This window comes from Pseudomonas carassii, from assembly GCF_036324045.1.
Classification (GTDB): Bacteria; Pseudomonadota; Gammaproteobacteria; order Pseudomonadales; family Pseudomonadaceae; genus Aquipseudomonas; species Aquipseudomonas peradeniyensis.
In genome coordinates this window covers 1-26,759 of sequence record NZ_JAZDCT010000007.1, presented here as the reverse complement: position 1 = coordinate 26,759, position 26,759 = coordinate 1, and the positions used below count along the sequence as shown (strand labels likewise).

The 26,759-nt window shown below is 64.8% G+C and carries 23 protein-coding genes; 11 read left to right on the top strand and 12 right to left on the bottom strand.

What is annotated here, in order from left to right:
• The first annotated feature begins 82 nt into the window (after positions 1-82).
• On the top strand, positions 83-1,222 hold the full coding sequence (locus V0R62_RS07225) for an MFS transporter (protein WP_069015975.1): 1,140 nt from the start codon (positions 83-85) through the stop codon (positions 1,220-1,222).
• Positions 1,223-1,344: 122 nt separating this feature from the next.
• On the opposite strand, the gene V0R62_RS07220 is transcribed toward V0R62_RS07225, so the two are convergent.
• Positions 1,345-2,895 carry a phospholipase D family protein gene (locus V0R62_RS07220; RefSeq protein ID WP_330103285.1) on the bottom strand — a complete coding sequence of 517 codons (1,551 nt, stop codon included), beginning with the start codon at positions 2,893-2,895 and terminating at the stop codon, positions 1,345-1,347.
• A 60-nt stretch (positions 2,896-2,955) separates the two neighbouring features.
• Entirely contained in the window at positions 2,956-4,386 is a 1,431-nt protein-coding gene (locus V0R62_RS07215; RefSeq protein ID WP_330103284.1) for an aminotransferase-like domain-containing protein, read from the bottom strand.
• 178 nt (positions 4,387-4,564) lie between these two features.
• Here V0R62_RS07215 and V0R62_RS07210 point away from each other — a divergent pair, with 178 nt between their 5' ends.
• A complete protein-coding gene (locus V0R62_RS07210) occupies positions 4,565-4,795 on the top strand; it encodes a DUF1127 domain-containing protein (RefSeq protein ID WP_153786728.1) in 231 nt (76 codons plus the stop codon).
• Positions 4,796-4,940: 145 nt separating this feature from the next.
• Here V0R62_RS07210 and V0R62_RS07205 read toward each other — a convergent pair whose 3' ends face one another.
• Positions 4,941-6,233, bottom strand: a complete 1,293-nt coding sequence (locus tag V0R62_RS07205; RefSeq protein WP_330103283.1) for an NAD(P)/FAD-dependent oxidoreductase — start codon at positions 6,231-6,233, stop codon at positions 4,941-4,943.
• A 166-nt stretch (positions 6,234-6,399) separates the two neighbouring features.
• Between V0R62_RS07205 and V0R62_RS07200 the strand changes: the two genes are divergently transcribed.
• Positions 6,400-6,753 (top strand): YkgJ family cysteine cluster protein, encoded by a 354-nt coding sequence (locus tag V0R62_RS07200; protein ID WP_330103282.1) that lies wholly within the window; start codon positions 6,400-6,402, stop codon positions 6,751-6,753.
• Positions 6,754-6,757: 4 nt separating this feature from the next.
• On the opposite strand, the gene dadR is transcribed toward V0R62_RS07200, so the two are convergent.
• Complete coding sequence (dadR, locus tag V0R62_RS07195; protein WP_003258963.1) at positions 6,758-7,246, bottom strand: transcriptional regulator DadR; 489 nt, start codon at positions 7,244-7,246, stop codon at positions 6,758-6,760.
• Between the two features lie 156 nt (positions 7,247-7,402).
• On the opposite strand from dadR, the gene dadA reads away from it, so the two are divergent.
• The 5 genes from dadA (at position 7,403) to V0R62_RS07170 (ending at position 13,193) form a co-directional block, all read left to right on the top strand.
• A complete protein-coding gene (gene dadA / locus V0R62_RS07190; protein WP_330103281.1) occupies positions 7,403-8,704 on the top strand; it encodes a D-amino acid dehydrogenase in 1,302 nt (433 codons plus the stop codon).
• Between the two features lie 195 nt (positions 8,705-8,899).
• Positions 8,900-9,973, top strand: a complete 1,074-nt coding sequence (gene alr / locus V0R62_RS07185; RefSeq protein WP_330103280.1) for an alanine racemase — start codon at positions 8,900-8,902, stop codon at positions 9,971-9,973.
• A 108-nt stretch (positions 9,974-10,081) separates the two neighbouring features.
• A complete protein-coding gene (locus tag V0R62_RS07180) occupies positions 10,082-10,630 on the top strand; it encodes a cupin domain-containing protein (RefSeq protein ID WP_023629132.1) in 549 nt (182 codons plus the stop codon).
• A gap of 154 nt (positions 10,631-10,784) precedes the next feature.
• Positions 10,785-11,189, top strand: coding sequence for a c-type cytochrome (locus V0R62_RS07175; RefSeq protein ID WP_036985953.1), 405 nt, complete (start codon positions 10,785-10,787; stop codon positions 11,187-11,189).
• A 138-nt stretch (positions 11,190-11,327) separates the two neighbouring features.
• Positions 11,328-13,193: an acetyl-CoA hydrolase/transferase C-terminal domain-containing protein gene (locus V0R62_RS07170; protein ID WP_330103279.1), complete on the top strand. Its 1,866-nt coding sequence runs from the start codon at positions 11,328-11,330 to the stop codon at positions 13,191-13,193.
• Positions 13,194-13,321: 128 nt separating this feature from the next.
• Here the strand turns inward: V0R62_RS07170 and V0R62_RS07165 are convergent, their stop codons facing one another.
• Positions 13,322-13,894 (bottom strand): xanthine phosphoribosyltransferase, encoded by a 573-nt coding sequence (locus V0R62_RS07165; RefSeq protein ID WP_011536381.1) that lies wholly within the window; start codon positions 13,892-13,894, stop codon positions 13,322-13,324.
• A 63-nt stretch (positions 13,895-13,957) separates the two neighbouring features.
• Positions 13,958-15,967, bottom strand: coding sequence for a DNA helicase Rep (rep, locus tag V0R62_RS07160; protein ID WP_186712312.1), 2,010 nt, complete (start codon positions 15,965-15,967; stop codon positions 13,958-13,960).
• 256 nt (positions 15,968-16,223) lie between these two features.
• On the opposite strand from rep, the gene V0R62_RS07155 reads away from it, so the two are divergent.
• A complete protein-coding gene (locus V0R62_RS07155) occupies positions 16,224-17,891 on the top strand; it encodes a putative bifunctional diguanylate cyclase/phosphodiesterase (protein ID WP_330103278.1) in 1,668 nt (555 codons plus the stop codon).
• A 123-nt stretch (positions 17,892-18,014) separates the two neighbouring features.
• On the opposite strand, the gene V0R62_RS07150 is transcribed toward V0R62_RS07155, so the two are convergent.
• The 5 genes from V0R62_RS07150 to V0R62_RS07130 form a co-directional block, all read right to left on the bottom strand.
• Positions 18,015-19,508 carry an acetyl-CoA hydrolase/transferase family protein gene (locus V0R62_RS07150; RefSeq protein WP_050707507.1) on the bottom strand — a complete coding sequence of 498 codons (1,494 nt, stop codon included), beginning with the start codon at positions 19,506-19,508 and terminating at the stop codon, positions 18,015-18,017.
• Between the two features lie 187 nt (positions 19,509-19,695).
• On the bottom strand, positions 19,696-21,132 hold the full coding sequence (locus tag V0R62_RS07145; RefSeq protein WP_330103277.1) for an NAD(P)(+) transhydrogenase (Re/Si-specific) subunit beta: 1,437 nt from the start codon (positions 21,130-21,132) through the stop codon (positions 19,696-19,698).
• A gap of 2 nt (positions 21,133-21,134) precedes the next feature.
• Positions 21,135-21,449, bottom strand: a complete 315-nt coding sequence (locus V0R62_RS07140) for an NAD(P) transhydrogenase subunit alpha (RefSeq protein WP_023631272.1) — start codon at positions 21,447-21,449, stop codon at positions 21,135-21,137.
• 11 nt (positions 21,450-21,460) lie between these two features.
• Complete coding sequence (locus V0R62_RS07135) at positions 21,461-22,582, bottom strand: Re/Si-specific NAD(P)(+) transhydrogenase subunit alpha (RefSeq protein WP_330103276.1); 1,122 nt, start codon at positions 22,580-22,582, stop codon at positions 21,461-21,463.
• 441 nt (positions 22,583-23,023) lie between these two features.
• Positions 23,024-23,923 carry a LysR family transcriptional regulator gene (locus V0R62_RS07130; RefSeq protein ID WP_330103275.1) on the bottom strand — a complete coding sequence of 300 codons (900 nt, stop codon included), beginning with the start codon at positions 23,921-23,923 and terminating at the stop codon, positions 23,024-23,026.
• A 163-nt stretch (positions 23,924-24,086) separates the two neighbouring features.
• Here V0R62_RS07130 and V0R62_RS07125 point away from each other — a divergent pair, with 163 nt between their 5' ends.
• Complete coding sequence (locus tag V0R62_RS07125; RefSeq protein WP_028689912.1) at positions 24,087-25,268, top strand: acyl-CoA dehydrogenase; 1,182 nt, start codon at positions 24,087-24,089, stop codon at positions 25,266-25,268.
• A 14-nt stretch (positions 25,269-25,282) separates the two neighbouring features.
• Positions 25,283-26,503, top strand: coding sequence for a CaiB/BaiF CoA transferase family protein (locus V0R62_RS07120; protein WP_330103274.1), 1,221 nt, complete (start codon positions 25,283-25,285; stop codon positions 26,501-26,503).
• Positions 26,504-26,568: 65 nt separating this feature from the next.
• Here V0R62_RS07120 and V0R62_RS07115 read toward each other — a convergent pair.
• The coding region (locus V0R62_RS07115; protein WP_330103273.1) for a hypothetical protein at positions 26,569-26,759 on the bottom strand (191 nt) is incomplete at its 5' end.

Below are 26,759 nucleotides of genomic sequence, written 5' to 3'. Positions count from 1 at the left end.
GGGCAAGCCCGCTCCCACGTCAGTCGTGGGAGCGGGCTTGCCCCGCGATGCTTTTTGCCAGATTTATTACCCGGAGGCCACTATGCGTTGGGGAACCTACTTTGCCGTGCTGGCGTCGGTGCTCAGTGTCGGGCTCGCGCTCGGCGTGAGCATGCCGCTGGTGTCCTTGCGCCTGGAGGGCTGGGGCTACGGCGGGTTCGCCATCGGCGTGATGGCGGCGATGCCGGCGTTGGGCGTGCTGGTGGGGGCCGCGGTAGCCAGTCGTCTGGCCGGTTGGGTCGGCGTGCCTGCGGCCATGCGCCTGTGCTTGTGGGGCGGCGCGGCATCCATCGCCCTGGTGGCGCTGCTGCCCAGCTACCCCTTGTGGCTGCTGCTGCGCCTGATGATCGGCATGTCGCTGACGGTGGTGTTCATCCTCGGTGAAAGCTGGATCAACCAACTGGTGGTCGAGCAGTGGCGCGGACGGCTGGTGGCGCTGTATGGCAGCAGCTATGCCCTGAGCCAGCTGGCCGGTCCGCTGGTGCTGGGCTTCCTCGGTTCGGACGACGACTTCGGTTTCTGGGCGGCGACCGGCCTGCTGCTGGTTGCCCCTTTGATTTTGCTGGGCCGGGGAGGGGCGCCGACCACCGAGGCGTGCAGCGTGACCTTCAGCGACCTGTTCGGCTTCTGCCGACGCCTGCCGGTGATCGCCTGGGCCATTGCGCTGTTCGCGGCGTTCGAGGCGATGATCCTGACGTTGCTGCCGGTGTACTGCCTGCAGCAAGGGTTCACCACGGAGGTGGCGTTGTTCATGGTCAGCACCGTGGTGGTGGGCGATGCGGTGCTGCAATTGCCGATTGGTGCCCTGGCCGATCGCATGTCGCGGCGCACGCTGTTCAGTGGCTGCGCGCTGACCTTGCTGGTTTCCAGCCTGGCGATCCCCTTGCTGTTGCACACACCGGTGATCTGGCCGCTGTGGGTGTTGTTCGGTGCCAGTGCGGGTGGCTTGTTCACCCTGTCGCTGGTGCTGATTGGCGAACGCTACCGGGATGATGAGCTGGTGCGGGCCAATGCCCATGTGGCGCAGCTGTGGGGCATCGGTTGCCTGCTTGGGCCGTTGCTGGCCGGGGCGGGGAGCCAGTGGATCAGCGGGCACGCGCTGCCGCTGCTGATGGCGGTGGGGGCGGCGGGGTTGGTAGTGCTGACCCGGCGGCGGGATGCCTTCGAGCCGGCGTCGGCCTGAGCCATCCTGGGGCTGCTGCGCAGCCCATCGCGGCACAAGGCCGCTCCTACAGAAGATCGCGGTCCACTGTAGGAGCGGCCTTGTGCCGGGAAAGGGGCGCAAAGCGCCCCCGGAAATCCCAGCTACAACATCTTCTCCAGCCCGACCGCCTTGCTGATCCAGGCGTTGAAGCGTCGCCATATCCCCCCGGGCTCGGTCACCAGCATATGCCGCTGGCCATTGTCCTCGGTCGCCCAGGCCAGTTTCCCGTCCACCAGTTTCACCTGGTAGCTCAGCGCCGGCGCCATGCCCTGCACGGCCAGGTCACGGGTGTACTCGGCCAGCTCCGGGCTGTCCACCAGCACCCCGACCTCGGTGTTCCACAGTACCGAGCGCGGGTCGAAGTTGAACGAACCGATGAAGGTCTTGCGCCGGTCGAACACCATGGCCTTGCTGTGCAGGCTCGAATCGGAGCTGCCATGCAAGCCCAGGCGTGGCCGTGGTGCGCCGGGCTGGCGGCGCAGCTCGTAGATTTGCACACCATGCTCGAGCAGGGCGCGGCGGTAGGGCGCGTAGCCACCGTGCACGGCAGGTACGTCGGTGGCTTCGAGGGCGTTGGTCAGCAGCTTGACCGAGGTGCCGGCGTCGGCGCGGCTGGTCAGGTACAGCAGCCCTGGTTCGCCCGGAACAAAGTAGGCCGAGACCAGGATCAGTTCCTTGTGCACGCCGTTCAGCTCTGGGGCCAATTGCCGGCTCATCAGCAATCGTGGATCCGGCTCGTCGTCCGCCAGCACCTTGCTGGGCGCATCCCACAGGGCCTGACTGTGAGCCCAGATCAGTTCGTTGCGCCACACATCCAGACGCGGCTGCGACTGGTAGGCCATCAGGCGGTCGTACAGTGCCTTGCGTTCGACCCGCGCTTCGGCCAGCGACACCTCCAGGCGCTGGCGGCTGGCGAACAGATCATCGGCATCGGGCTGGCGCCAGAGGAAATCGCCGATGGGGCGGCTCAGGGCACTGTTCCAGTACTGGTCGAAGCTGTGGCCGAGCTGCTCGGCCACGGGGCCCACGCCCAGCAGGTCGATGTCGGTGAAGTTGAGGTTGGGCTCGGCGTCGAAATACTCGTCGCCCAGGTTGCGACCGCCGACGATGGCCATGCTGTTGTCCACCAGGAACAACTTGTTGTGCATCCGCCGGTGCTGGCGCGACAGGTTGAACAGCCGCCCCACGGCGCGGGTGACGCCGGTGCTGCGCCCCAGGTGCAGCGGGTTGAACACGCGGATATGGATGTTCGGGTGGGCGGCGAGGGTGCCCATCAGGTTGTCCAGGCCGTCGCTGGTGGTGTCGTCGAGCAGGATGCGCACGCGCACGCCGCGGTCGGCGGCGCGCAGCAGTTCGTGGACCAGGGCGCGGGTACTGAGGCCGTCGTGGACGATGTAGTACTGCAGGTCGATGCTTGTCCGGGCGTTACGGATCAGCTCGGCGCGGGCGCGGAACGCCTCGTTGCTGTTGGGCAGCAGACGAAAGCCCGAACGTCCCTCGTAGGGCGCGGCCTGGCGCTGTACCGAGCGACCGAACGCCGAGTCGCTGGCTGGCAGCGCCTGGCTGACCTCACGGGGCGTACCGACGCTGGCACAGCCCGTCAGGCCGAGCAGCAGCACCAACAGCAGAGGCAAGGCTCGCTGGAGTCTCAAGGGTGGATCGTCCTGTACAGCAAGGGCTTATGGGGTTGGACAACGGCATGCGGCGCAACGTTACCCGTCGCCGTGCTCGGCCTCCAGTAGACGAAGGGCGGTTTCACCGACCTTGCGCACGGCGGCTTCGATCTGCGCCGTGGGCCGGGCGGCGAAGTTCATGCGCAGGCAGTTCCGGTACTTGCCCGAGGCCGAGAAGATGCTGCCCACGGCAATCTGCACGCCTTGCTCCAGTAAAGCGCGGTTCAGGCGCAGCGTATCGAAACTTTCCGGCAATTCAATCCACAGCATGAAGCCACCCTGCGGGCGGCTGGCGCGGGTGCCCGGGGGGAAGTAGCGGGTGACCCAGTCGCACATCTGGTCGCGGCCACGCTGGTACTGGGTGCGCATGCGCCGCAGGTGCGGCTGGTAGTGGCCTTCGGCGATGAAGTCGGCGATTGCCAGCTGCGGTTGGCAGGCAGTGCTGCCGGTGCTGATGTATTTCATGTGCAGCACCCGCTCCAGGTAACGCCCCGGGGCTACCCAGCCGACCCGCAGGCCTGGGGCCAGGGTCTTGGAGAACGAACTGCAGAGCAGCACGCGGCCATCGTCGTCGAACGACTTGATGGTGCGCGGGCGTGGGTAGGTGTACGCCAGATCGCCATACACATCGTCTTCTAGGATCGCCACGTCGTAGCGCTGGGCGAGGGTCAGCAGGGCCTTCTTGCGCGCCTCGGGCATGATGTAGCCCATCGGGTTGTTGCAGCTGGGGGTGATCTGGATGAGCTTGATCGGCCACTGTTCAAGGGCCAGCTCCAGGGCCTCCAGGCTGATGCCGGTGATCGGGTCGGTGGGGATCTCCAGGGCTTTCATGCCCAGGCCCTTCAGTGTCTGCATGGCGCCGTGGAAGCTGGGCGAATCGACCGCGACGATGTCGCCGGGCTGGCACACCGCGCGAATGCTGCACGACAGCGCTTCGTGGCAGCCGGTGGTCACCACCAGGTCGGCCGGGCCCAGGCGGCAGCCGGAGTCGAGCATCAGCCGGGCGATCTGCTCGCGCAGCTGGGCGTTGCCATGGATGTTGTCGTAGTACAGGCCAGGCATGTCCATGCGTCGGCTGATTTGCGCCAGGCTGCGCAGCAGTGGCTTTAGCGTGGGGCTGTCGACGTCGGGCATCCCACGACCGAGCTGAATCACATCCGGGCGCGGGGTGGCGCGGACCAGCTCCAGCACCTGCTCCCACTGGGAGATGTCCACAGGCCTTTGGGCGGGGCGACTGATATCGGGCAGGGCGGGGAGCTGGCGGTCCTCGGCGACGAAATAGCCGGACTTGGGGCGTGGCGATACCAGACCGTTGTCCTCCAGCAGGCGGTAGGCCTGCTGTACGGTGCTCAGGCTGACACCGTGCTCGACGCTCAGGGCGCGCACCGAGGGCAGGCGCTGGCCGGGGCGGTAGAGGCCTTGCTCGATACGTGAGCCGAGCAGTTCGGCGAGGTTGAGGTAGAGCGTCACGGCATACTCCTACGCGTTTGCGGGTCGATGACCGATACAGATTGTTGGAAAATACTTCATTCAGCCGACTTTTCGCCAATTCTGTATGGGAATAATAAGTCTCTGTTGAGTCTGTATTGTCGAGGGCGCGTACGCGCATGCTTTCTGCACGGTATGACGTGATCTGGAGGGTGCGGTGATGGGTGGCATGAGCGATGTACGGTTGCAACTGTTGGCCACGGAGCTGGAGGCGGGGCAGCGGCCCAAGGTCTACAGCGCGCCGGCGGGGCTGGGGCGCTGGGGGCTCATGCTGCATCGCTGGCGCACCCGCAGGGCCTTGCTGCAGTTGGAGGACTACCAGCTGCGCGATATCGGGCTGACCTGGGAGCAGGCCTGCCGCGAGGCGCGCAAGCCGTTCTGGAAGGATTGAGCCGATCTCCTGTAGGAGCGGCCTTGTGCCGCGAAAGGGCTGCGAAGCAGCTCCGGCTATCTTCAGTCAGATTCGAGATCCTGGGGCCGCGCTGCGGCCCTTTCGCGGCACAAGGCCGCTCCTACAGGGGCGTGCTGAGTTCGACTCAAACCAGTTCTTTGAGCCGGTACCAAAGCATCCCCAGTGCCAGCAGCGGCGAGCGCAGCAGCTTGCCGCCGGGGAACGTGGTGTGCGGCACCTTGGCGAACAGATCGAAACGACCACTTTGCTGGCCGCTGATGGCCTCGCCGAGCAGGCGCCCGGCCAGGTGGGTGGCGTTGAGCCCATGGCCGGAATAGGCCTGGGCGTAGTAGACGTTGGGCTGGCTGGGCAGACGGCCGATCTGTGGCAAGCGGTTGGCACCGATGCCGATCATGCCGCCCCACTGGTAGTCGATGCGCACATCGGCCAGTTGCGGGAACACCTTGAGCATCTTTGGCCGCATGTAGGCGGCGATGTCCTGCGGGTCGCGCCCGGAGTAGTGGCAGGCGCCACCAAACAGCAAGCGGTGGTCAGCAGACAGGCGATAGTAGTCCAGCGCCACGCGCTGGTCGCACACCGCCATGTTCTGCGGCAGCAGTTGGCGGGCGCGTTCTTCGCCCAGGGGTTCGGTGGCGATGATGTAGCTGCCGGCGGGCAGCACCTTGCCGCCCAGCTCGCGGTTGAGGTCGTTGTGGTAGGCGTTGCAGCACAGCACCAGGGTCTTGGCGCGCACCCGGCCCTGGGCGGTGTGTACCTTCACCTCGGGGCCATACTCGATGCGGGTCACTTCAGACTGTTCGTACAGGCCGACGCCCAGGCGACTGGCCACGGCGGCTTCGCCGAGTGCCAGGTTGAGCGGGTGCAGGTGGCCCGAACCCATGTCGACCAGGCCACCGACATAGCGGTCTGAACCGACCACCGAGCGCATGTCGCCAGGCTGCACCAGGCGCAGTTCGTGGCGATAGCCCAGGCTGCGCAGTTCCTCGGCGTCCTCGGCGAAGCCTTCCAGTTCGGCGGGCTTGTTGGCCAGGTCGCAGTAGCCCCAGGTCAGGTCGCAGTCGATGCCATGGCGCTCGACGCGGTCGCGAACGATTTCCACGGCTTCCAAGCCCATCAGCTTCAGGCTGCGAACACCTTCTTCACCGAGCACCGGGAGAAACTGCTCGAGGCCGTGGCCGACGCCACGGATAAGTTGGCCACCGTTGCGGCCGCTGGCGCCCCAGCCCAGCTTGCGGGCTTCGAGAAGGATCACCGAGAAGCCGCGCTCGGCCAGTTCTATGGCGGTGTTCAGACCCGAGTAGCCGCCGCCGACGATGCATACGTCGGCGCTGTGCTCGCCTTGCAGGAACGGATGGTCGGGGTGTGGCGCGCTGCTGGCGGCGTAGTAGGAGGCGGCGTGCTGCGCGCTGTGGACCATGGGTCGATTCCTGGGTTGAGACGAAAGGAGGAGGATAGGCAGCTGGCCTCTCGCGGGGCAAGTCGCATCGGCGCTCCGCCGCTCCCACGATCAATCCTGCGTGGGAGCGGGCTTGCCCCGCGATTGGGCTTATAATTCAACCTCATTCATCGCACTGTCCTTGGTCATGTCCTGCAACCGCCACAAGATCCACTTCCTGCGCGAACTCATTCCCTCGTTCGAGTGCGAGCCCGGCTGTCACGATTGCTGCGGCCCGGTGACCACATCTGCCGAAGAGATGGCACGCCTGCCGCGCAAGACCCAGGCCGAGCAGGACGCCGCCCTGGAGCGCCTGGACTGCGTGCACCTGGGCCCGAACGGCTGCACGGTCTATGAAGAGCGCCCGATGATCTGCCGCCTGTTCGGCACCACCCCGCGCCTGGCCTGTCCTCGTGGCCGAGGGCCGGCGCACCCCGTCGAGCCGCAGGCCGAGCAACTGGTCCACCAGTTCATCGCCACGACCCGTCAGGTGCTGGTCTGAGGCGTCAGTCCGGGATCGGCAGGCACAGGCTCTCTTTTACCTCTTCCATCACGATGTAGCTCTTCGACTCGCGCACGTGGGGCAGCTTGAGCAGGATGTCGCCGAGCAGCTTGCGGTACGAGGCCATCTCCGAAATCCGCGCCTTCACCAGGTAGTCGAAGTCGCCAGACACCAGGTGGCATTCCAGCACGTGGGGCAGCTTGAGCACGGCGCGGCGGAATTCCTCGAAGGTGTCGCCGGACTTGTAGTCCAGGCTGATCTCGACGAACACCAGCAGGCTGCCCTTCAGGTGCTGCGGATTGAGCCGGGCGTTGTAGCCCATGATGATCCCCTCGCGCTCCAGGCGCCGCACGCGCTCGGTGCAAGGGGTGGTGGACAGCCCGACCTTCTCGCCCAGTTCGGTGAAGGAAATACGCCCGTCATTCTGCAGGATCCGCAGGATGTTGCGGTCGATCTTGTCCAGTTCACGTTTGCTCTGGTGCTGGGTTCTCATAGGGGATGCCCCTCCGTGAAAGGCGATTTTGCCGAGAATTCTCGCCAAATATAGCTGCTTATATAGTGAATAGCACTGGTCGGAGATTCATATACTGCGCGCATCCATGCCATTTCAACAAAAGACTGCGGCGAGCCGCGTGCGAGGGATACAACAATGCGAGTTCTGGTACTTGGTAGCGGTGTGATCGGTACCGCCAGTGCCTACTATCTGGCCCGGCAAGGTTTCGAGGTCACGGTGGTCGATCGCCAGCCGGCGGTGGCCATGGAAACCAGCTTCGCCAACGCAGGCCAGATCTCGCCCGGCTATGCCTCGCCCTGGGCCGCCCCGGGCGTGCCGCTCAAGGCCATCAAGTGGCTGCTGGAGCGTCACGCGCCCCTGGCTATCAAGCTGACCGGCGACGTCGACCAGTACCTGTGGATGGCGCAGATGCTGCGCAACTGCACTGCCAGCCGCTACGCGGTGAACAAGGAGCGCATGGTGCGCCTGTCCGAGTACAGCCGCGACTGCCTCGACGAGCTGCGCGCCGAAACCGGCATTGCCTACGAAAACCGCAGCCTGGGCACCACCCAGCTGTTCCGCACCCAGGCCCAGGTGGACGCCGCGGCCAAGGACATCGCCGTGCTGGAACAGTCCGGCGTGCCCTACGAGCTGCTCGACCGCGACGGCATCGCCCGCGTCGAACCGGCCCTGGCCGGGGTGAAGGATATCCTCGCTGGTGCCCTGCGCCTGCCCAACGACCAGACCGGCGACTGCCAGCTGTTCACCACCAAGCTCGCCGAGATGGCCATCAAGCTGGGCGTCGAGTTCCGCTTCGGCCAGGACATCCAGCGCCTGGACGTCGCCGGCGACCGCATCAACGGCGTGTGGATCGACGGCAAGCTGGAAACTGCCGACCGCTACGTGCTGGCCCTGGGCAGCTACTCGCCGCAACTGCTCAAGCCGCTGGGCATCAAGGCCCCGGTCTACCCGCTGAAGGGCTACTCGCTGACCGTGCCGATCACCAATGGCGACATGGCGCCGACTTCGACCATCCTGGACGAAACCTACAAGGTCGCCATCACCCGTTTCGACGACCGCATCCGTGTCGGCGGCATGGCTGAGATCGCCGGTTTTGACCTGTCGCTGAACCCGCGTCGACGCGAAACGCTGGAGATGATCGTCAACGACCTTTATCCTCGCGGCGGCGACCTGAGCCAGGCGAGCTTCTGGACCGGCCTGCGCCCGGCCACCCCGGACGGCACCCCGATCGTCGGGGCGACCAAGTTCCGTAACCTGTTCCTCAACACCGGTCACGGCACCCTGGGCTGGACCATGGCCTGCGGTTCCGGTCGCCTGCTGGCGGACCTGATCGCGCGCAAGAAGCCGCAGATCAGTGCCGAAGGCCTGGACATCTCGCGTTATGGCAACAGCCGCGAGACCGCCAAGCACGGCCAGCCGGCGCCTGCACACCAGTAAGCGGGTGACTGAGCCGGCCCTTTCGCGGGTAAACCCGCTCCCACAGGATTTGTGCAGTCCCCCTGTGGGAGCGGGTTTACCCGCGAAAAAGCCCACACCGATTGACCTGTTCCCTCACCCCGGCGCGGTGGGTACCTACCCCATCTGCCGCGCCGGGGCTTTATCGATAACCAGAACTGCCAGAAGGCTGCCGCCATGCGTCCCGCCCGTGCCCTGATCGACCTCCAAGCCCTCCGTCACAACTACCGCCTGGCCCGTGAGCTGACCGGCGCCAAGGCCCTGGCCGTGGTCAAGGCCGACGCCTACGGTCATGGCGCGGTGCGTTGCGCCCTGGCGCTCGAGACCGAGGCCGACGGTTTTGCCGTGGCCTGCATCGAGGAAGCCCTGGAGCTGCGCGCGGCGGGCATCAAGGCACCGGTGTTGCTGCTTGAAGGGTTCTTCGAGGCCAGCGAGCTGGCGCTGATCGCCGAGCACGACCTTTGGTGCGTGGTGCATTCGCTGTGGCAGCTGGAAGCGCTCGAGCAGACCTCGGTGCGCAAGCCGCTGACCATCTGGCTGAAGATGGACACCGGCATGCACCGCGTCGGCGTGCACCCCAAGGATTACCACAACGCCTACCAGCGCCTGCTGGCCAGCGGCAAGGTGTCGCGCATCGTGCTGATGAGCCACTTCGCCCGCGCCGACGAACTCGATGCCGCCGCCACCGAGCAGCAGGTCGCTGTGTTCGAGGCCGCGCGCCAGGGCCTGGCCGCCGAGTGCAGCCTGCGCAACTCCCCGGCGGTGCTGGGCTGGCCGCGCATCAAGAGCGACTGGGTGCGCCCGGGCATCATGCTCTATGGCGCCACGCCGTTCGAGGTGGCGCAGGCCGAAGCGGCCCGTCTGCAACCGGTGATGACCCTGCAATCGCGGATCATCAGCGTGCGCGAGCTGCCGGCCGGCGAGCCGGTGGGCTATGGCGCCAAGTTCGTCAGTCCGCGCCCGACCCGCGTGGGCGTGGTCGCCATGGGCTATGCCGACGGCTACCCACGCCAGGCGCCCACCGGCACCCCGGTGGTGGTGGCCGGCAAGCGCACCCAGCTGATCGGCCGGGTGTCGATGGACATGCTCTGCGTCGACCTCACCGAGGTGCCCGAGGCCACTGTCGGCAGCCCGGTGGAGCTGTGGGGCAAGCAGGTCCTGGCCAGCGACGTGGCGCTGCAGGCCGGGACCATTCCGTACCAGATCTTCTGCAATCTCAAGCGCGTGCCACTGGACTATATCGGCGAATAAGGCGCTGAAGCGGACAGGCTGCGGGGCTGTGTGTTGTAAATACTGAACGGCATTGCCATCATATCGTTCACACTACCCCCATCTCGACCGATTCAGGAGGCTCCAGCTTTGGACGTCGGTGAACGACTGCAAGCCATCCGCAAGCTCAAGGGCCTGTCCCAGCGCGAACTCGCCAAGCGCGCGGGGGTGACCAACAGCACCATCTCGATGATCGAGAAGAACAGCGTGAGCCCGTCGATCAGCTCCCTGCGCAAGGTGCTCAGCGGCATCCCCATGTCCATGGTCGAGTTCTTCTCGGTGGAGCTGGCGCCTGAGAGCCCGACCCAGATCGTCTACAAGGCCCACGAGCTGATCGACATCTCCGATGGTGCGGTGACCATGAAGCTGGTCGGCAAGTCGCACCCCAACCGGGCCATCGCCTTCCTCACCGAGGTCTACCCGCCGGGTGCCGACACCGGCGCGGAAATGCTCACCCACGACGGCGAAGAGACCGGCATCCTGCTCGAAGGGCGCCTGGAGCTGGTGGTCGGCACCGAGATCTTCATTCTCGAAGCCGGTGACAGCTACTACTTCGAAAGCACCCGTCCGCACCGCTTTCGCAACCCGTTCGAGGAGCCGGCGCGGCTGATCAGTGCGGCGACCCCGTCGAACTTTTGATCCAGCGCAGTGCATTGATTCGCCAATACCCTTTCCCTGAGTGTGGTCGTTTCACGCCTTCCGGGTTCCCGCTATACTTTTCAACGCTCGCAATTCCGTGGCCGCGGGCGTGATTAGCCACCATGAGGGTGTTCGCGTGAACCAAATCAAGAAGATGCTGGCCGTACCAGCAGCCGTATTCGCCCTTTGGGCAATGAGCGCAACCGCTGCAACCAACGACGACATCGCCAAGCGCCTCGAGCCGGTTGGCCAGGTTTGCGTCCAGGGCCAGGAATGCAAGGGCATGGAAGTGGCCGCCACTGCCGGCGGTGGCGGTGCCAAGACACCGGACGAGATCATCGCCAAGCACTGCAACGCCTGCCATGGCACTGGCCTGCTGAACGCGCCGAAGATCGGCGACACCGCAGCGTGGAAAGAGCGTGCCGATCACCAGGGCGGCCTTGATGGCATCCTGGCCAAGGCCATCACCGGGATCAACGCCATGCCGCCGAAGGGCACCTGCGCCGATTGCTCGGATGAAGACCTGAAGGGTGCGATCAAGAAGATGTCGGGGCTTTGAGCCTGACCTGACTTATGCAAAGCCCGCCTCTGATGGCGGGCTTTTGATTTTGTGTTGACTGCATCGGCCTCTTGCGGGCAACCAATGGGCTAAGGTTCATGTCCAACCTTGAACCCATGGATGTCCGAGGAGGCCCTGATGCAGTGCTGTCCCATCGACCAGGCAGTGGACAAGGTCCTGAGTAGCCTGCCCGCCCATATCCACATGGGCCTGCCGCTCGGCCTGGGCAAACCCAATGCCTTCGTCAACGCGTTGTACGCGCGGGTTCGCGATCTCCCCGAGCGTCGGCTGACGATCTACACCGCCCTTTCCCTCGGCCGGCCCGCGCTGGGCGACGGTCTGCAACGTCGTTTCCTCGAACCCTTCGTCGAGCGTGTGTTCGCCGACTACGAAGAGCTCACCTACCTGGCCGACCTGCGTGCCGACCGACTCCCGCCAAACATCCGTGTCGAGCAGTTCTTCATGCAGCCTGGCAGCCTGCTGCACAGCGAGGCGGCGCAGCAGGACTATGTCAGCAGCAACTACAGCCACGCGGCCCGCGACATCAACGCCAAGGGCCTGAACCTGGTCGCGCAACTGGTGGCGGCCACGCCTGAAAGGCCCGACCACCTGAGCCTGGCCTGCAATCCCGACATCACCCTCGACCTGTTGCCGATGATCGCCCGGCGCCGCGCCGCTGGTGAGACCATTCTGGTGCTCGGCCAGGTCCACGACGAACTGCCCTACATGCCCGGGGACGCGGAGCTGGACCTGACGCAGTTCGACCTGCTGATCGACCAGCCCGAGCGACGTCGGCTGTTCTCCACGCCGAACATGCCGGTGAACACCCAGGACCATTGCATCGGCCTGCATGCCAGCGCCCTGGTACGCGACGGCGGCACCCTGCAGATCGGCATCGGTGCCATGGGTGATGCGATCACGGCGGCGTTGCTGGCTCGCCAGGGCGACAACCAGGGCTATCGTGCGCTGCTCGATGAGCTGGACATCGGCCCATGGCAGGCGCTGATCGAGCGGGAAGGGGGCTTGGATACCTTCGCCCAGGGGCTGTACGGCTGCAGCGAGATGTTCGTCAATGGCCTGCTGGCATTGGCTGACGCCGGGGTGGTGCGCCGCCCTGCCGACGAGCAGGGGGTGCTGATCCATGGCGGGTTCTTCCTCGGGCCACGGGCGTTCTACCAGCGCCTGCGCGAGATGCCGTTGGAGCAGCGCGCACGGTTCGCCATGAGCGCCATCAGCTTCATCAACGAGCTTTACGGCCAGGAGGAGCGCAAGCGTCGCCAGCGCCGGGATGCGCGCTTCATCAACACAGTATTCGGCATGACCCTGCTGGGTGCGGGGATTGCCGACCAGCTCGAGGATGGCCGGGTGCTCAGCGGCGTGGGCGGGCAGTACAACTTCGTCGCCCAGGGACATGCGCTGGAGGGCGGTCGCTCGATCCTGTTGCTGCGCAGCTGGCGCGAGGCCGGTGGCGAAGTGACCTCGAACCTTTACTGGACCTACGGCCATTGCACCATCCCCCGGCACCTTCGGGACATCGTGATCACCGAGTACGGCATCGCTGACCTGCGTGGGCAGACCGACAGCGAAGTGATTGCGCGATTGCTGGCGATCAGTGATTCACGTTTTCAGCACGAGCTGATGGAGCAGGCCAAGGCGGCGGGCAAGCTGGCCAAGGACTTCGAGCTGGATGCGCGGTTCATGGACAACACGCCTGAGCGGCTCGAGGCCATTCGGGCACGGCATGCGCGGTTGTTCCCGGAGTATCCGCTGGGGACTGATTTCACGGCAGAGGAGCGGGATCTGTTGCGGGCGCTGAACTGGTTGAAGAGCAAGTTCAAGCTGAGCGAGGTATTGGAGCTGGGCAAGGCGGCGTTGGATGCGCCAGGGCCCGAGGGGTATGGGGCACAGTTGGCGCGGATGAAGCTGGATGACCCGCAGGGCTTGAAGGAGGAGCTGTATCAGCGGTTGCTGCTGGCGGGGTTACAGGCGACTGGCCCCCTGTAGGAGCGGCCTTGTGCCGCGAAAGGGCCGCAAAGCGGCCCCGGCGATCTGTGCATGAACGCTGAAGTCCTGGGGCCGCTACGCGCCCCTTTCGCGACACAAGGCCGCTCCTACAGGGTATGCGCAAGGCTTTACTCGATGAAGGTGACCACACCACCTTCCAGCGACTTGACCCGGGCCAGCGACTCGACGCGGTAACCCTGGCTGTCCAGTTCGGCACGGCCGCCCTGGAACGACTTCTCGATGACGATACCCAGGCCCGCCACGGTAGCGCCGGCCTGCTTGATGATCGAGATCAGTGCCTGGGACGCCTTGCCGTTGGCCAGGAAGTCGTCGATCACCAGCACGCGGTCGCTGCTGTTGAGATGGCGTGGCGAGATGGCCACGGTGTTCTCGGTCTGCTTGGTGAAGGAGTACACCGAGGCAGTCAGCAGGTTCTCGGTCAGGGTCAGCGACTGGTGCTTGCGGGCGAAGATCACCGGTACGCCGAGCTTCAGGCCGGTCATCACCGCCGGGGCAATGCCCGAGGCTTCGATGGTGACGATCTTGGTCACGCCCGAATCGGCGAACAGGCGGGCGAACTCGTCACCGATCAGCTGCATCAGCGCAGGGTCGATCTGGTGGTTGAGAAACGCATCGACTTTGAGTACCTGGTCGGAAAGCACGATGCCTTCTTCGCGAATCTTCTGCTGCAGTGCTTCCACTGTGTGTCTCCGATGTAACAAAGGTGGCCGCAAGAAGCGGCAATGTTAAAGAGTAATGGTTGATCAGCGTTTGAGCATTGCCCGGATATCGGCCAGGGCGTTGTTGCCGCGCGCGGCTTTCACTTCCACGGGCGCATCGTCCAGGCCTTCCCAGGCCAGGTCGTCCGGCGGCAGTTCGTCGAGGAACCGGCTCGGGGTGCAGTCGATGATCTCGCCGTACTGCTTGCGCTTGGCGGCGAAGGTGAAGGCCAGGGTCTGGCGCGCACGGGTGATGCCCACGTAGGCCAGGCGGCGTTCCTCTTCGATGGTGTCGGCCTCGATGCTCGAGCGGTGGGGGAGGATCTCCTCCTCCATGCCCATGATGAACACGTAGGGGAACTCCAGGCCCTTGGAGGCGTGCAGGGTCATCATCTGCACGCCCTCGGCGTTTTCTTCCTCTTCCTGCTGGCGCTCGAGCATGTCGCGCAGCACCAGCTTGCCGATGGCGTCCTCGATGGTCATGTCACCCTCTTCATCCTTCTCGAGAGTGTTCTTCAGCGCTTCGACCAGGAACCAGACGTTGCTGATACGGAACTCCGCAGCCTTGTCGCTGGCGGTCTGCTGGCGGATCCAGTTTTCGTAGTCGATGTCGCGGATCATCTCGTGCAGCGCGGCGATCGGGTCTTCCAGGGCGACCTTGTGGCGCACCCCGTCAAGCCAGTGCTTGAAGCGCTGCAGGCGCTCGGTGTAGCGGGCGTCCAGGTGCTCGCCCAAGCCCAGCTCCTCGCTGGCGGCGTACATCGAGATGCCGCGCTCGGTGGAATAGTTGCCGAGCTTTTCCAGGGTGGTCGAGCCGATCTCGCGGCGCGGCACGTTGATCACCCGCAGGTAGGCGTTGTCGTCGTCCGGGTTGACCAGCAGGCGCAGGTAGGCCATCAGGTCCTTGACCTCCTGGCGGCCGAAGAAGCTGTTGCCGCCGGACAGGCGGTACGGCACCTGGTGGTGCTGCAACTTCAGTTCGATCAGTTTGGCCTGGTAGTTGCCCCGGTAGAGGATGGCGAAGTCGCTGTACGGACGGTTGGTACGCAGGTGCAGGGTGAGGATTTCCATGGCCACGCGCTCGGCCTCGGCTTCCTCGTTCTTGCAGCGGATCACGCGGATCTCGTCACCGACGCCCATCTCGCTCCACAGCTCCTTCTCGAAGGCGTGGGGGTTGTTGGCGATCAGCACGTTGGCGCAGCGCAGGATGCGGCTGGTGGAGCGGTAGTTCTGCTCGAGCATGACGATCTTCAGGGAGGGGTAGTCCTCCTTGAGCAGCATCAGGTTCTCGGGGCGGGCGCCGCGCCAGGCGTAGATCGACTGGTCATCGTCGCCGACCACGGTGAACTGGTTGCGCATGCCGATCAGCATCTTCACCAGCAGGTACTGGCTGGCGTTGGTGTCCTGGTATTCGTCCACCAGCAGGTAGCGCACGCGGTTCTGCCAGCGTTCGAGCACGTCGGGGTGCTCCTGGAACAGCTTGACCGGTTGCAGGATCAGGTCGTCGAAGTCCACCGCGTTGAACGCCTTGAGCGTGCGCTGGTAGTGGGTGTAGACGATGGCCGCGGTCTGCTCGCGCGGGTTGCGCGCCTTTTCCAGGGCCTCGGGCGGCAGGATCAGGTCGTTCTTCCAGGCACCGATCATGTTCTTGATCTCGTCGATGCCGTCGTCGCCGGAGTATTCCTTCTGCATGATGTCCGACAGCAACGCCTTGATGTCGGACTCGTCGAAGATCGAGAAGCCCGGTTTGTAGCCCAGGCGCTCGTGCTCCCTGCGGATGATGTTCAGGCCCAGGTTGTGGAAGGTGCACACCGTCAGGCCCCGGCCTTCCCCCGGGCGCAGCAGGGTGCCGACCCGCTCCTTCATCTCGCGCGCGGCCTTGTTGGTGAAGGTCATCGCCACGATGTACTGGGCGCGGATGCCGCAGTTCTGGATCAGGTGGGCAATCTTGCGCGTGATCACGCTGGTCTTGCCGGAGCCTGCACCGGCGAGCACCAAAAGAGGGCCGCCGACGTAGTCTCGGGCTTCCTGTTGCCGGGGATTGAGTCGGGACATGCTAGAAACCGGGGGTAACCAGAAAATAGCCGCGCATTCTAGCAGGCATGGGGCTGTTAATGCGCGACCGTCTGACGTTGTGATGCAGGGCGCGAATCGGATTTGCCGCATCTGCTACTTTCGCGCAGGATGCACGTCAGATTGCGTCGGGATGGTGGCCAGGGATGGGCAATGACTAAAAGTGAAAATCATTTCCAATTAATCGGGTAGGATTGCCCGCGCTCGCCGTTCCACCGCCCACGTCTAAGGAGCCCGCTTGTCCACGCCTGTCGAACCCCTGCGTTTGCTGCTGTTGGCTGATGAGTCGGAATGGGCCGTGCATCTGCGCGAGTGCCTGCAGCCGATGGGCGGCAGCGTCGTGCTGCTGACCGCGCCGAACTGGGCAGCGGTGGACAGCCTGTTCGCCAACGACCGCCAGGCCGTGGTGCTGGCCACGCCCGAGCTGCAGCCGGCGCCGGGGCGTTGCGAGCTGCCGACCATCCTGCTGCTGGAGCAGGAGCCCGCCACCGCGCCGCTGGGCGCCAGCGACTGGCTGGTACTGGCGCAGTTGACCACCGACACCCTGCGTCGCTCCCTGCGCCATGTGCGCGAGCGCGGCGTGCTGGTGGCCACCCTGCAGCGCCTGGCCGAACAGGACCCGCTGACCGGCATCGCCAATCGCCAGGGCTTCCAGGCCCTGCTGACCGCGCGCCTGGCCGAGAATGAAGGCCGCGGCCTGGCCCTCGGCCACCTCGACCTGGACAACTTCCGCCACGTCAACGATGCCCTCGGCCACCAGGGGGGCGACCGCCTGATCCTGCAGGTGGTCGCCCGGCTCAAGCACCAACTGGAGGCGAGCGATCAACTGGCGCGCCTGGGCAGCGACGAGTTCGCCCTGTTGATCGACACCCGGCGCGACCCCAACCGCGCCGAGTGGATGGCCGAGCGCATCACCGAGGCGCTGACCGAGCCCTACTGGATCGACGGCGAGAGCCTGCTGCTCGGCTGCAGCCTGGGGATCGCCCATGCCCGCGCCCAGGCCGGTGCCGACCCGCTGATGTGGCACGCGCACATCGCCATGCGCCAGGCCAAGAGCAGCCAGGGCTGCACCTTCCATGTGTTCAACGAGCGCATCAACCGCAACGCCCGCAGCCTGGCCGATCTCGAAAGCGAGCTGCGTCGCGCCCTGCGCCGCGACGAACTGGAACTGCACTACCAGCCGCGGCTCAACCTCGCCGACGGCCGCATCGTCGGGCTCGAGGCGTTGGTGCGCTGGAACCATCCCGAGCGTGGCCTGCTGGCGCCCAGCGAGTTTGTGCCGTTGGCCGAGCAGAGCGGGCTGATCGTGCCGCTGGGCTACTGGGTGATCTCCCGGGCGTTGAGTGACATGCAGGCCCTGCGCGAGCGCGGCCTGGCGCCGCTGCACATGGCGGTGAACCTGAGCTTCCGCCAGTTCCAGGACAGCCAGTTGCTGGCCACCCTCAGCCGGCTGATCGTCGAGCACGGCGTCGATGCCCGCTGGCTGGAGTTCGAGCTGACCGAGACCGCCGTGATGCGGCGCAACGAGCTGGTGCGCCAGACCATGGACGCCCTGGGGCGCCTGGGGGTGCGTTTCTCGCTGGACGATTTCGGGACAGGCTTCTCGTCGTTCGTGCACCTGAACAGCCTGCCGATCACCCTGCTCAAGGTTGATCGCAGCTTCGTCGGCGGCATGGAGCAGCGCGAAGAGAACGCCAAGCTGGTGCACGCGATGATCAACCTGGCGCACAACCTCAACCTGGAGGTGGTGGCCGAAGGGGTTGAAAGCGAGGAGCAGCTGGCGCTGCTGCGGGCGTTTGGTTGCGACCAGGTGCAGGGGTTCCTGGTGAGCCGGCCGTTGCCGGTGGAGGCGTTGATCGAGTACCTGTTGCAGGTGCCGAGTCCGGGTCTGGTGCAGACCTTATAGATCTCATGCAGCCTTTTCGCGGCACAAGGCCGCTCCTACAGGGGATCGCGGTCTTCTGTAGGAGCGGCCTTGTGCCGCGAAAGGGCGCAAAGCGCCCCCGGCAATTTCAAGCCGTAAAGATGATCAACCGACCAACATCCGCCCGGTCTCTTCCAGGTTCTCATGCCAGCTCAAGGCTTCCCGCAGGATATGCGGGGTATGCCCGCCACGCTGGCAGGCGCGCTCGAAGTAATCGTTCAGCGCGGCACGGTAGTCCGGGTGCACGCAGTTGTCGATGATCACCCGGGCGCGTTCGCGCGGCGCCAGGCCACGCAGGTCGGCCAGGCCCACCTCGGTCACCAGGATGTCCACGTCGTGCTCGGTGTGGTCGACGTGGCTGACCATCGGCACCACGCTGGAAATCGCGCCGCCCTTGGCGATCGACTTGGTGACGAAGATCGCCAGGTGTGCGTTGCGGGCGAAGTCGCCCGAGCCACCGATGCCATTCATCATCTTCGTGCCGCAGACGTGGGTGGAGTTGACGTTGCCGTAGATGTCGAACTCCAGCGCCGTGTTGATGCCGATGATGCCTAAGCGACGCACCACTTCAGGGTGGTTGGAGATCTCCTGCGGACGCAGCACCAGCTTGTCCTTGTAGCGCTCCAGGTTGCCGAACACGTCGGCGTTGCGGCGGCTCGACAGGGTGATCGAGCTGCCCGAGGCGAAGCTCAGCTTGCCGGCGTCGATCAGGTCGAAGGTCGAGTCCTGCAGCACTTCGGAGTACATGGTCAGGTTTTCGAACGGCGACTCGATCAGGCCGCACATCACCGCGTTGGCGATGCTGCCGATGCCGGCCTGCAGTGGGCCGAGGTTGTTGCTCATGCGCCCAGCGTCCACCTCGCCCTTGAGGAAGGCGATCAGGTGATCGGCGATGCCCTGGGTCTCGTGGTCAGGCGGCAGCACGGTGGACGGCGAGTCCGGCTGGTCGCTGATGACGATGCCGACGATCTTGGCCGGATCGATCGGGATCGCGGTGCTGCCGATGCGGTCGTCGACCTTCACCAGCGGGATCGGCGTGCGGGTCGGGCGGTAGGTCGGGATATAGATGTCGTGCAGGCCTTCGAGGTTGGCGTGGTGCGACAGGTTGATCTCGACGATGACCTGCTTGGCGAAGATCGCGAAGCTGGCCGAGTTGCCGACGGAGGTGGTCGGCACGATATGGCCTTGCTCGGTGATCGCCACCGCCTCGATGACCGCGATGTCCGGCAGGGTGAGCTGTTTGTTGCGCAGTTGCTCGACGGTTTCCGACAGGTGCTGGTCGATGAACATCACCTTGCCGTCGTTGATGGCCTTGCGCAGGGTGCTGTCGACCTGGAACGGCATGCGCCGGGCCAGCACGCCGGCCTCGGTCAGTTGCTTGTCCAGGTCGTTGCCCAGGCTGGCGCCGGTCATCAGGCTGATCTTCAGCGGCGACTGTTTTGCACGCTCGGCCAGTGCGTGGGGCACGGCCTTGGCTTCGCCGGCGCGGGTGAAACCGCTCATGCCGACGGTCATGCCGTCCTGGATCAGGCCAGCGGCGTCAGCCGCACTCATAACCTTGCTGTGCAGGGAGGACAAGCGGATACGATCACGGTACATGGATTGTTATCTCAGGCTACTGAAGCTACTGGAAGCGCAGTCTAGAGATTTAGCCAGAAACCGTCCCGCGACCATGGTCGTAGGCGAAGGCCGGAAGTAGAGCCGTTGATCTGGATCAAGCAAATGAAAAGGCCCCTGGGAATATCTCCCCAGGGGCCTTATGCGCTTCTATATGGGTAAGACCAGGTCAGTCCACGGCCTTGACCATGTCCTCGATGACTTTCTTGGCGTCTCCGAACACCATCATGGTCTTGTCCAGGTAGAACAGTTCGTTGTCCAGGCCCGCGTAGCCGCTGGCCATGGAGCGCTTGTTGACGATGATGGTCTTGGCCTTGAAGGCCTCGAGGATCGGCATGCCGGCGATCGGCGACTTCGGATCGTTCTTCGCCGCCGGGTTGACCACGTCGTTGGCGCCCAGCACCAGCACCACGTCGGCCTGGCCGAACTCGGCGTTGATGTCCTCCATCTCGAACACCTGGTCGTAGGGCACCTCGGCCTCGGCCAGCAGCACGTTCATGTGCCCGGGCATGCGCCCCGCCACCGGGTGGATCGCGTACTTCACGGTCACGCCGTTGTGGCTCAGCTTCTCGGTCAGTTCCTTGAGCGCGTGCTGGGCGCGGGCCACCGCCAGGCCGTAGCCGGGGACGATGATCACGCTGTCGGCGTTGCTCAGCAGGAAGGTGGCGTCGTCGGCCGAGCCGGACTTCACCGGACGCTGCTCCTTTGAACCCGGCGCGGCGCCGACATCGGTATCGCCGCCGAAGCCGCCGAGGATGACGTTGAAGAACGAACGGTTCATCGCCTTGCACATGATGTACGAGAGGATCGCACCGCTGGAGCCCACCAGGGAACCGGCGATGATCAGCATCGAGTTGTTCAGCGAGAAGCCGATACCCGCCGCCGCCCAGCCCGAGTAGCTGTTGAGCATCGACACCACCACCGGCATGTCGGCGCCGCCGATCGGGATGATGATCAGCACGCCCATGACGAAGGCCAGGGCCAGCATCAGGGTGAAGGCGCTGTAGTGGCCGGTGAAGGTGAACAGCAGTCCCAGGGCGATGGTCGCCAGGCCCAGGATCAGGTTCAGCTTGTGCTGGCCGGCGAACTGTACCGGTGCGCCCTGGAACAGGCGGAACTTGTACTTGCCCGACAGCTTGCCGAAGGCGATCACCGAGCCCGAGAAGGTGATCGCACCGATGGCCGCGCCGAGGAACAGCTCCAGGCGGTTGCCAGTGGGGATCGGGTCGCTGATGCTGGCGACGATGCCCAGCGATTGCGGCTCGAGCACGGCGGCGATGGCGATGAACACCGCGGCCAGGCCGATCATGCTGTGCATGAAGGCGACCAGCTCGGGCATCTTGGTCATCTCGACACGCTTGGCCATGATCGAGCCGGCGCTGCCGCCGACCAGCAGGCCGACGATGACGTAGCCGATACCGGCAGTCGCCAGCTCCGCGCCAAGCTTGTAGATCAGGCCGACGGTGGTGAGGATGGCGATACCCATGCCGATCATGCCGAACAGGTTGCCGCGGCGTGAGGTGGTCGGGTGCGAGAGGCCCTTGAGCGCCTGGATGAAGCAGATCGAGGCGACCAGGTACAGAAGCGTTACCAGATTCATGCTCATGCTTACTTCTGCCCCTCGTTCTTGGTTTTCTTCTTGAACATTTCCAGCATGCGGCGGGTGACCAGGAAGCCACCGAACACGTTGACCGCGGCCAGCGCCACGGCCAGTGTGCCCATGACCTTGCCGGCCGGGGTGACGGTCAGCGCCGCGGCCAGCATGGCGCCGACGATGACGATCGCGGAAATGGCGTTGGTGACCGCCATCAGCGGCGTGTGCAGGGCCGGGGTGACGTTCCATACCACGTGGTAGCCCACGTAGATGGCCAGCACGAAGATGATCAGGTTGTAGATGCCGTGGGAAATCAGCATGTCTTCCATTGTCGTGCTCCTCAGCCGTTCTTGCGCACGACCTGGCCGTCGCGGCACATCAGGCACGCGGCGACGATGTCGTCTTCGAGGTTGATGACCAGGTTGCCGTCCTTGTCGAACAGCAGCTTCATGAAGTCCAGCAGGTTGCGCGCGTACAGCGCCGAGGCATCGGCGCCGACCTGGGCCGGCAGGTTGGTCGGGCCGACAATGGTTACGCCGTTGTGCATGACGACCTGATCGGCCACGGTCAGCGGGCAGTTGCCGCCCTGGGCCGCGGCGAGGTCGATGACCACCGAGCCGGGTTTCATCTGTGCCACGGTCTCGGCGCTGAGCAGGGTTGGCGCCTTGCGCCCGGGAATCAGCGCGGTGGTGATGACGATATCGGCCTGCTTGGCGCGTTCGTGCACGGCCTGGGCCTGGCGCTGCATCCAGCTGGCCGGCATAGGTCGGGCATAGCCGCCGACGCCTTCGGCGCATTCGCGTTCTTCATCGGTCTCGTAGGGCACGTCGATGAACTTGGCCCCCAGCGACTCGATCTGCTCCTTCACCGCCGGGCGCACGTCCGACGCTTCGATCACCGCCCCCAGGCGCTTGGCCGTGGCGATGGCCTGCAGGCCGGCGACGCCGGCGCCGAGGATCAGCACGCGGGCGGCTTTCACCGTGCCTGCGGCGGTCATCAGCATGGGCATGAAGCGTGGGTAGTGGTGGGCCGCCAGCAGCACGGCCTTGTAGCCGGCGATGTTGGCCTGGGACGACAGCACGTCGAGGCTCTGGGCCCGCGAGGTGCGTGGTGCGGCTTCCAGGGCGAAGGCGGTGATGCCGCGTTCGGCCATTTTGCCGATCAGTTCGTTGTTGAAGGGGTTGAGCATGCCCGCCAGCAGGCTGCCGCTATTGATCAGCGCCAGTTCCTGGTCATTGGGCGCGACCACCTTGAGCACCAGCTGCGCGCCAAAGGCGTCAGTGGCTTCGCCCAGGGTGGCGCCCACGGCTTCATAGGCACTGTCCGGAATGCTGGCGTTGAGCCCTGCTCCCCGTTGCACGGTGACCTGATGGCCCTGGCCTACCAGTTTCTTGATGGTTTCCGGGGTCGCGGCGACCCTTGTCTCACCCGTCTGCGTCTCGAGAGGAACACCAATGTGCACGACTATGTCTCCTGCGGTGACCTTTATTGTCTTTATGGAAACCAGCGCACTTCGGGTGGTGCGGCTGGGTGGCCGTAGAGCACGACTCCACCTGGTTCGAGGCGGGAGAGGCATTTTGCAGACGAACCCAGGGGCCTTCAACAGGTTCTGAAGCGAAACGAACTTAAAACTACAAGTCACCCTGTGACCGTATGTCGCAACGATTCCGAGCCAGCCCGTCAAGTACGCGCTATTCGCAGCTTAGGGGAAAAAATGAAAAAATTTAGGTCGTTTTCGTTCGCGGCGTTGTGAATGTCGCAAAATAAGCCGCAAACCCGCGCAGTTATTAGGGTTGCTACGGTTTTTCCGGTATACGGAACAGATTACGAATTTGCGACAAATCCATATATCTGTAGGTGTTAAAAATAATTGACTACGGAGTCAGTTATTTGGTTTTTGCCTTCAGTTGGCGGCGGTGTACTGCTGTGCCTGCACCACCAGCCAGTCGCGAAACGCCCGCAGCGAAGCGGATTCCACCTTTCGCTCGGGGATCATCAGATGGTAGGCCTTGTCGCTGGAGAGGGCATGCCTGTTAGCGACCAGCAGTCGGCCTTCTTGCAACTCGCGCTGGATCAGGAAGGGTGGGATCAGCGCGATGCCCATGTCGTGCATGGCGGCCTGGGCCAGCATGGAGAACAGTTCGTAGCGCGGGCCGGTCATGTCGCGTTCGACGCTCAGGCCCTGGCCGTCGAACCACTGCCGCCAGGCATAGGGGCGCGTGGTCTGCTGCAGCAGGGGCAACTCGGCGATGCGCCGGGCGTCGAGGCTGGCTTGCCCTTCCAGCAGCGCGGGGCTGCACACCGGCACGGGGTTCTCGCCCATCAGGCGGTGGGACTGGGTGCCGGACCAGTCGGCGTCGCCGAAGTAGATGGCGGCGTCGAAGGGCGTGTCGGCGAACAGGAAGGGGCGGGTGCGGTTGGTCAGGTTGACCGTGACCTCGGGGTGGCGCTGCTGGAAGTCCTTCAGGCGCGGCAGCAGCCATTGCGTGCCGAAGGTCGGCACCACCGCCAGTTCGATCACATTGGCGCCCTGCTGGCGCATCACCGAAAGCGTGTCGCGCTCCACCGCATCCAGCTGCGTGGCCACCTGGCGGCTGTAGGAGAGCCCGGCTTCGGTCAGTTTCACGCCCCGGCGCGAGCGGCGAAACAGTTCGACATTGAGGAAGGCCTCCAGGCCACCGATCTGCCGACAGACGGCGCCCTGGGTCAGGGCCAGCTCCTGGGCGGCCTTGGTGAAGCTCTCGTGGCGCGCGGCCGCCTCGAAGCAGACCAGGGCGGTGGTGCTGGGGATCTTGCGGCGCATGTACGTCAACCTCACTTGTAGGGCGTTGAACAGGGCATTTCGATGATTACGAAGTGAGAAAATATCACTAAACCGTGCGCAATCCTCGTTTGTCCCGCAGGCCGATCAGGCCTAGGATCAATCCAGCACAACAATTCGTTCCCATCTTTCGAGGAATCCGCACATGGCTGGCAAGGCAAGCTTCAACTGGATCGACCCGCTGCTGCTGGATCAGCAGCTCACTGAAGAAGAGCGCATGGTTCGCGACAGCGCCTATCAGTTCGCCCAGGACAAGCTGGCACCCCGCGTGCTGGAAGCGTTCCGCCATGAGCAGACAGACCCGGCGATCTTCCGCGAGATGGGCGAAGTCGGCCTGCTCGGCGCGACCATCCCCGAGCAGTACGGCGGCAGCGGCCTGAACTACGTGTGCTACGGCCTGATCGCCCGCGAGGTGGAGCGCATCGACTCCGGCTACCGCTCGATGATGAGCGTGCAGTCGTCGCTGGTCATGGTGCCGATCAACGAGTTCGGTACCGAGGCGCAGAAGCAGAAGTACCTGCCGAAGCTGGCCAGTGGCGAGTGGATCGGCTGCTTCGGCCTGACCGAGCCCAACCATGGTTCCGACCCGGGCTCGATGATCACCCGCGCCCGCAAGGTCGACGGTGGCTATCGCCTGACCGGCAGCAAGATGTGGATCACCAACAGCCCGATCGCCGATGTGTTCGTGGTCTGGGCCAAGGACGATGCCGGCGATATCCGCGGCTTCGTGCTGGAGAAAGGCTGGGACGGCCTCAGCGCTCCGGCTATCCATGGCAAGGTCGGCCTGCGCGCCTCGATCACCGGCGAGATCGTCATGGACAACGTATTCGTGCCGGAAGAGAACATCTTCCCGGACGTGCGTGGCCTCAAAGGTCCGTTCACCTGCCTGAACTCGGCTCGCTATGGCATCTCCTGGGGCGCCCTGGGCGCCGCCGAGGCCTGCTGGCACACCGCGCGCCAGTACACCCTGGACCGCCAGCAGTTCGGCCGCCCGCTGGCTGCCAACCAGCTGATCCAGAAGAAGCTGGCCGACATGCAGACCGAGATCACCCTGGCCTTGCAAGGTTGCCTGCGCCTGGGGCGGATGAAGGACGAAGGCACCGCGGCGGTCGAGATCACCTCGATCATGAAGCGCAACTCCTGCGGCAAGGCCCTGGATATCGCCCGCCTGGCCCGCGACATGCTGGGCGGCAATGGCATCTCCGACGAGTTCGGCGTGGCCCGCCACCTGGTCAACCTCGAGGTGGTCAACACCTACGAAGGGACCCATGACGTGCACGCGCTGATCCTCGGGCGTGCGCAGACCGGCATCCAGGCGTTCTATTAATAGAGGACCAGGCCATGGGCGCGCTTTCCCATCTACGGGTGCTGGATCTTTCCCGAGTGCTGGCCGGCCCCTGGTCCGGCCAGATCCTGGCTGACCTTGGCGCCGATGTGATCAAGGTCGAACGTCCGGGGGCGGGTGACGACACCCGCTCCTGGGGGCCGCCTTTCCTGCGCGATGTTCAGGGCGAGAACACCAGCGAGGCGGCCTACTACCTGTCGGCCAACCGCAACAAGCGCTCGGTGACCATCGACTTCACCCAGCCGGAAGGCCAGCGCCTGGTGCGTGAGCTGGCGGCGAAGTCGGATATCGTCATCGAGAACTTCAAGGTAGGCGGGTTGGCGGCCTATGGGCTGGATTATCAAAGCCTGAAGGCGGTCAACCCGAAGCTCATCTACTGCTCGATCACCGGCTTCGGCCAGACCGGGCCGTATGCCAAGCGTGCCGGCTACGACTTCATGATCCAGGGGCTGGGTGGGCTGATGAGCCTGACCGGCCGCCCGGAGGGGGAGGAGGGTGCCGGGCCGATGAAGGTCGGGGTGGCGCTGACCGACATCCTCACCGGGCTGTATTCCACGGTGGCGATCCTGGCGGCCCTGGCGCACCGTGACCAGGCCGGTATCGGCCAGCACATCGACATGGCGTTGCTGGATGTCCAGGTGGCCTGCCTGGCCAACCAGGCAATGAACTATCTCACTACCGGAACCGCGCCTCGTCGGCTGGGCAATGCGCACCCGAACATCGTGCCGTACCAGGATTTCCCGACGGCCGATGGCAACTTCATTCTTACCGTGGGTAACGACGGGCAGTTCCGCAAGTTCGCGGAAGTGGCCGGGCAGGCGCACTGGGCGGATGACCCGCGCTTTGCCACCAATAAACAGCGGGTGGCCAATCGCGCCGAGCTGATTCCGCTGATTCGCCAGGCCACGGTGTTCAAGACCACGGCCGAGTGGGTGAGCGAACTGGAGAAGGCAGGCGTGCCGTGCGGGCCGATCAACGACCTGGCGCAGATGTTCCAGGACCCGCAGGTGCTGGCCCGTGGGCTGGCAGTGAATGTTCCTCATCCGTTGGCGGGGAGCGTGCCGCAGGTAGCCAGCCCGATCCGGTTGTCGGAGACGCCGGTGGAGTATCGGCAGGCGCCGCCGTTGCTGGGGGAGCATACCGAGGCGGTGCTTGGCGATGTGCTGGGGTTGGATGAGGCAGCAGTGCAGCGACTTCGGGCTGCCGGGGTGCTGTGACGCGCTACCTATATAGGAAGGGGCGGGGAGGCCGATAGGCCTCCCTGCTTTTGTTTTGGGGCTGCTTATATAGGTACCAGGGCTCCTGACGCGATCTTTTTGATTTTTATGAAATTAACGGTTGACGCCCTCTCAGATCCCCTTATAATGCGCCCCACTTCCAGCGACATCGGAACGAAAAATTCCTTGAATATCAATGAGTTGATTGTTGAAGAGGGTTGCGGAGGTGCTTCGGTCATCTGATCGGCAGCGGTGA